This window comes from Oceanobacillus arenosus (assembly GCF_003369575.1).
Lineage (GTDB): Bacteria > Bacillota > Bacilli > Bacillales > Amphibacillaceae > Oceanobacillus > Oceanobacillus arenosus.
This window is the reverse complement of record NZ_PIOC01000005.1, coordinates 23,710-29,983: the sequence shown is the minus strand read 5'-3', so window position 1 is coordinate 29,983 and position 6,274 is coordinate 23,710. Positions and strand designations below refer to the sequence as shown.

Sequence of the window (6,274 nt, the reverse complement as noted above, 5' to 3'; positions counted from 1 at the left end):
CAGGTAAAGAAAAAAACGCCTCTTTGGGCGCTCCATTTCCTAAACTAGCTAAAATAGCATCGACATAAGATAATGATGCCATTTGTGCCATATTCTGATCTATTGAATTAAGACGATTGCCTAAAAGCTTCTCACCACCACGAGCATCTACTATCTCAGTGTTATCTTTTCCTGCGTTAGCAATAATGCGATCCACTCGTTCAATTTGTTCCTCTGATGTTTTCTTTGCAACGTCAGCAGTGTCTCCTGTTGCTTCCATACTTTTGGCAATGGATTCACGTACATCTTTACCATAAATAGCATTACGGACGCTATTCGCTAAGTTTTTTATGTTCTGTGGTATTGACATCCGTTTCAGCTCCTTGTGTTTTCATTTTTATTTCTTCTGCTTTACGATAAAGCATTTCTGCCAATTCTAACAGTCTTTCTGATACGGTTTTCTCCATAAAAAAAAGACCTCCTTATTGGGTCTCTAATACTACTAATCTAGCTAATAGATCGTCTAAATCAATATTGCCAGTCACGGTTATTCGGTTTAATTTCTGTTTATCAGTCATTGTCATTAACCCATTAGTAAATTCTGTTGCTAATGAATAGTTCTGCAATCCATCTAGCTTAACCTTGTCAGCAGAAGCCATTAGCCCATCCGATGTTGGTGTTGCTAAGTCATAGATAGGTATTCCATCTAGTGCATCGTTAAGGTTGTTAATCGCTTGTTCTAGTGCGCTGATTGCGTTTGGTAGTTCTTCTAAATCTGCATCAATGATTATATTCTTAACGTTTCCGATTTCTGTATTAACGTTATTAATTTGTTGAAGTAAACCGCCTATTCTTGATGATTGAGTGTTTACGATGCTTTCTAGCTCCACAACTTTTCTAGCTGACTTATTGGAGTCTGCTTGATAATCATTTAATGTCTTAAACTTATCACCAAATTTCAAGGAAGCATCTTGTGGGTTATTAATGTCGGTTGTTTTACCGATAATCCGTAATAGTTCATCAATACCCATAATCGGATTAATTACTGGATGACTGTTTCCCACGTCAAAGTTATCCATATCTAAGCCAATTAAAAATAAATCTAATGCGGATATTTCATATTGATAAAGAGCGATCTTTTGCTTGTTTATCCAATTTTGTCCTGTTGTTAAAAGTCTGTTAGGTAGTGTTATGTCATCCCAAGTGATAGATCCACCCTGTATTCCAAATTCTGCAATTAAATCTGGTCTGTCGATATAAGGTAGTCCGTTATTGACTGATTCGATTGTTAATCGTGCTTCAGATGCATCAGTTGCTCCTTCATCTTCACTTTCTATTCTAGTTCCAAGTGGTGTTAATCGAGTAATGATTTCTGTTGGATCCACGGATTGACTAATACTTCTTAGGTTTTTCGCAATCCTAATCTCTGTTTGCTTATCCTCACCAACGCGCTCGAGAACATCTAAATAACGAACTCCATTTTCTTTTCGGATACGTAACTCTCCACCAACACGACCAAGTATTTTATCATCTATTTCCTCAAATGTTGTTGATTCTGCTGATAAATACACGTATAGATTATCGGTTGATGTAGTGACTTCGATATTCCCTACCTCAAAATGCTTATAATCTTCTACTTGGCTATTATGATAATTTAACATTAAAGTAACTAATTCTTTAGGAGTTCCCCTAAACTCTAAATGCTTTTGCTGTGAATCGTGTAAATACCCTAATTCACCTTCACATTCATAGTTATAAACGTGTAATCCATCATCATCCATACTACCATTAGGGTTGAGTATACGTCCCTCAAATTCATATTCTAATGTCTTTGTATTCAACACGTTAATAAGCGTCTTAAACGGCTTTAATTTTCCATATGCAGGGTTATTCAAAAAGAACGACATATTAAAAGAGTCAATCTTGTTAACTTCTTTCTTAATCGTCCCAGTTTCGAGTTTTAATCCATTAGCATGCGGACTATGGATAACTGTTTCCGCATCACCATTTATAATCGTAACTTTGTACACTAAATCAACTCCTTATGAAAGAGGAACTTGATTGTACCGTTACCTGTTATTCTTAAATCATTTTCACCGGATTGCAGCTTAAAATCTTCACTTTTACTTAATCCGGCTGGTGCATTGTAAATAACACCATCTTTTACAAACTGCATAGCTGAACTAGTTTGAATCTCTGGTGATAAGCTAGGAGTACCCACATTAAACAAAGTAATGTTTAATGTCCCATTAACAGTGAATTCGACTGGTTGTAATATATCTAAATCAAAGTTAATGTCATCCCATCTATCATGACCTTCCTCTAATTCACTTATCATAAATGGGTAAGCTGTAAATTCAACTGTTAATGTACCTGAGTTCCAGAGTTCATCAAAACTTAATCCCTCAACTTCTGCCAAGAAATAATATCCAGGGATTGTATCATCATATAACTTTTTCTTGCCATTACTGTTCATGAGCCAATTGGATAATTTGGTTTCTATAACATTAATTTTTTCTGTAGTATTATTTTTATCTAGTACGTTAAGTGTATATGTCAGTGGTCTTGGTGTGTACGTCTGCTCTCCGTAAATCTGACTAAAATCATATTCAATATTAGAGAAGGGGACCTTTACTTTTATTTTTTCTTTTTCAGGATAACCAACGTTTTTCTCGACACCTAAAGTTATCCCGAAATCTTTATAGGAATGTTTACCGTTAAATTCTATTCCATACATTTAAGCAAGCCCCCTCTCTATCCTACGAATACGATTGCCACCTTCTGCACTTGTGTAATCACCCATAATTTGCGCAAAGGTTTTTCCGTCAACCTGTAATATGATCGGCTGGTTTTGTTGAGATGATAAATGATCACGATTATTGTTATTGTAATTATTTTGAGGGTTATTAAATTGAGCCTTTTTAGTTAAGTCGAAGTTTAAAATGTCATCCATCGCCTTAGCAACTTCATCTTCTCCATTGGTAATCCCGGCACCAATTGTTTCTCCCCACTTAACATCCATAATATCAATTAACGGACCGGTTTTTGGTGGTGAAAACGGCAGGAAGTCACGTATCTTTTGAGTTATGTTACTAATCGCTCCGGTAACTTTTCCAACAGCTCCCTTAATTCCATCTGCAATAGAGCCAACAATATTCTTACCTGCATTGAAAAAGTCACTGATTTTACCTGTTACAGCTTTATAAGCGTTGCCTATTCCGGTTCGTACGGCTCCCGTCACACCACTAAAAGCACCAGAAACGATTCCCCGAAGAGAATTAAATATATTTGATATCGTGTTCCTAATGCCATTTACAACATTAGAAATCGTGTTCCTTATTCCATTCCAAATATTTGAAATTACACTACGAATGGCATTCATGACTGTATTAACAATATTTCTAATGAAATTAAAACCAGTTGACACGACATTTCTTGCAGTGTTTACACCACTTGAAAATAATGACTTAACGGCATTCCAGATGTTTGTCACTATTCCTTTTAGTCCGGTAAATAATGCTTGACCGGCTTTAAGTATCTTACCAACAAACCATAGCTGCACAAGGTTCCAAATAAGTTGAACAGCTCCTGAAAGAATCTGTTTAACGGAATCCCATAATGCAGACCAATTACCTGTAAATAATGCTGCGAAAAACTGAATGATTCCAGTTATGACACTGATAGCTCCTTGGATAACCCCTTTGATATTGTTCCAAACGGAAACGATTAACGCCTGGATAACGGGCCAAAGCACTTGCATTATTCCCCATATAACATTCATTACAGTAGATATTACAATGGAGATAACATTCCAGACATTTTGTGCAGCTTGTAAAATCATCTGACCATGTTCTTGCCAGAAAGTAACCAAACCAGCCCAGATTTGCATTACAAATGCCACGACAGCTTGTACAATCGTATTAACTGTTGTCATGATAGTTGTCCATACTGTTTGCGCTGTTGCTAAGATTTGAGCACTATTTGCGTTCCACCAGGCAACTAAACTACCCCAGATTTGCATTATGAAACCAGTAATTATACTGAATGTACTACTAATTGCATTGATAATTTCATCCAATATAGGGAAAATAAAGCCTAAATTTCCAGTGGACATACCTTTGCTTAAATTACTAATGAAATCTTGACCTGCTTGCATAAATAACGGTCCTGCTGCTTTTGCAAATGTTATTATAGCTCCGGGCAATGCTTTTAATATATTGCCAACCATAGGGAAAAAGTTGTTAAATAGAAACGTTGAAGTCGTCTCGGCTAATGCGTTCAATGCTGGTGTTATGTCTTGACCTAGTGCTAATCCTCCCAACACATTAGAAAAAGATGCTTTCATCGAATCAAGAGAGCCACTGAATGTTTCAGCAGATTCTTTTGCTGTTGTACCTGTAATACCCATTTCCTCTTGAACTGCGTGGATAGCATTATAGACATCATCTAAGTTATTAATGTCATACTTAACACCAGTTAATTTAGTAGCATCAGCTAAGAGTCGTTCCATTTCAGTTTTTGTTCCGCCATAACCTAAAGATAAGTTATCCAACATTGTATAGTTTTGTTTCGCAAAACCTTTATAAGCATCCTGTATACTTTCCATGCTGGAACCCATTTTATTGGCATTATCCGACATATCAATCAAAGCCATGTTTGCCGTGTCTGCAGCTGCTTCAGTATCTCCGCCCATTGATTGCAAAAGACTTGCACTAAAGCTAGTTACGGTTTCCATATAATCATTTGCTGACAATCCGGCTGTTTTATAAGCTTCATTAGCAAATGCCTTTACTTTATCACCGCTATCCTTAAATAAAGTCTCAATACCACCTAATGATTGTTGTAAAGCAGCTCCTTCACTTAATGAAGAAGAAATAACTTTACCTAAAGCTAGACCTGCAGCCGCAACTGATGCAACTGCTGCTATTTTTAAACTAGCACCTAGCTTACTTCCTGCGCTTTTACCGGCAGAGACAGACTCCGGATCAAATTGTTTTTGAATAGATCCCTTAATCCCTTTTGCGGAAGGCATAATCTGTACATAAGCTTGTCCTAATTCGGTAGCCATCTACTCACCTCCGATTAACCGATTTCTCGCTCTTATAAAGTCCTCACCAGAATCGAAAACAGCTGTATCTTTGCTAGGTTCTGTTTTATGAGATGTTAATAAATTAGTCAGCATTGTTGGCCTATTCTTACCTTTTTGTCCATCCGCGGTCTGGAACCAAACAAGAGTGCTAAGCTTGTCGGAGATTCCAGCCAACAATAAAGTGTCTATCGGTACTAACTGACCACTTTCTTTCATTTTCATTCTTGAATCATCTCTCAGACCAAACGCAAAAACAGCTACCCTTATTGGAGGTAGCTGTCTGTAATCGTATATTCGATATGTTTCGGCAAGGTCACATATTAATGCATCCTCGTCTAATTTAATCATCCTGGCAAGGATTAGGATTTTTTTGTTTCATTATGACTGGTAAAAATTTCAGTAAGTTCATTACTTAAAGAAGTAACGGAGACAATGCCATCATCATCACGCACGTGTTCTTTTAAGGAATCTTTATTTTCTTTACCTAACAGCAAATCTACTACTTTAGTAATTGCTAAAGGATTTGTGTCTAAATCGCCAATGGCTTCGACTAACTCGTAGTTATCTAACCTTGCTTTAGAAATTTTATATTCAAATCCTGATTTTGTTTTTCCTTCGATCATTATTAATTACCCCCAGCCGGTGCATTTTTTTGGATATATTCATAATGTGTATTTCCCTCTGAATCTGGTATTGCTTGGATTGTAGTTTCATAACCGATAGCATCTGCATCGGCATAACTAATCTCGCCAACTTCAGAAACTTTACCACTAGGAATAACAATTCGCTTTAAAATTCCACCCTTTAAAATCATATCAATCACTAAACAATGCTCTTCTAACTCTTTGGAATTTGCTTTAATCGTGATTCCGGTGTCTAATGTACCAGTTACATTATCTTGACCGTAAATTTCTTTCAGTACATCTACGTTAGTAGCTTCGATTAAAGTGTAAGTAAAGGCATCTTCTTTGCCTGTTTGAACAGATGCAACTGTGTCGCCACCCCATGCTTTGATTATTTCGGACTCTGGAGTGTTTTCGTTAGCCATTCCATCTTCTGAAATATATCCTAAACTTTTAAAAGCTGGATCTATTTCAGTCGCTGCATCTAATGGTAAAGTTGTTCCTAATGGTGAAGAATATACCGCACCGCCAACTTTCGGTTTTGCTGTTGATACGTTTTTTGCATCACTCATAATAATACCTC

Annotated in this window: 7 protein-coding genes and 1 pseudogene; all 8 read right to left on the bottom strand. The window is 36.7% G+C overall.

What is annotated here, in order from left to right; all coding sequences use genetic code 11:
* A pseudogene (locus CWR48_RS04355) lies at window positions 1-349 on the bottom strand (hypothetical protein); the annotation flags it as partial.
* Entirely contained in the window at window positions 312-446 is a 135-nt protein-coding gene (locus tag CWR48_RS20985) for a hypothetical protein (protein ID WP_281270241.1), read from the bottom strand. The pseudogene CWR48_RS04355 and the gene CWR48_RS20985, both read right to left, overlap by 38 nt.
* 15 nt (window positions 447-461) lie before the next feature.
* Entirely contained in the window at window positions 462-2,009 is a 1,548-nt protein-coding gene (locus tag CWR48_RS04350; protein ID WP_115771825.1) for a phage tail spike protein, read from the bottom strand.
* A complete protein-coding gene (locus CWR48_RS04345) occupies window positions 2,009-2,716 on the bottom strand; it encodes a phage tail family protein (RefSeq protein ID WP_115771824.1) in 708 nt (235 codons plus the stop codon). Before CWR48_RS04345 ends, CWR48_RS04350 begins: the two co-directional genes overlap by 1 nt.
* On the bottom strand, window positions 2,717-5,047 hold the full coding sequence (locus CWR48_RS04340) for a phage tail protein (RefSeq protein WP_115771823.1): 2,331 nt from the start codon (window positions 5,045-5,047) through the stop codon (window positions 2,717-2,719).
* A complete protein-coding gene (locus CWR48_RS04335) occupies window positions 5,048-5,416 on the bottom strand; it encodes a DUF5361 domain-containing protein (RefSeq protein WP_115771822.1) in 369 nt (122 codons plus the stop codon).
* A gap of 11 nt (window positions 5,417-5,427) precedes the next feature.
* A complete protein-coding gene (locus tag CWR48_RS04330; RefSeq protein WP_115771821.1) occupies window positions 5,428-5,691 on the bottom strand; it encodes a hypothetical protein in 264 nt (87 codons plus the stop codon).
* A 2-nt stretch (window positions 5,692-5,693) separates the two neighbouring features.
* Window positions 5,694-6,263, bottom strand: a complete 570-nt coding sequence (locus CWR48_RS04325; protein ID WP_115771820.1) for a phage tail tube protein — start codon at window positions 6,261-6,263, stop codon at window positions 5,694-5,696.
* Between the last annotated feature and the right edge of the window lie 11 nt (window positions 6,264-6,274).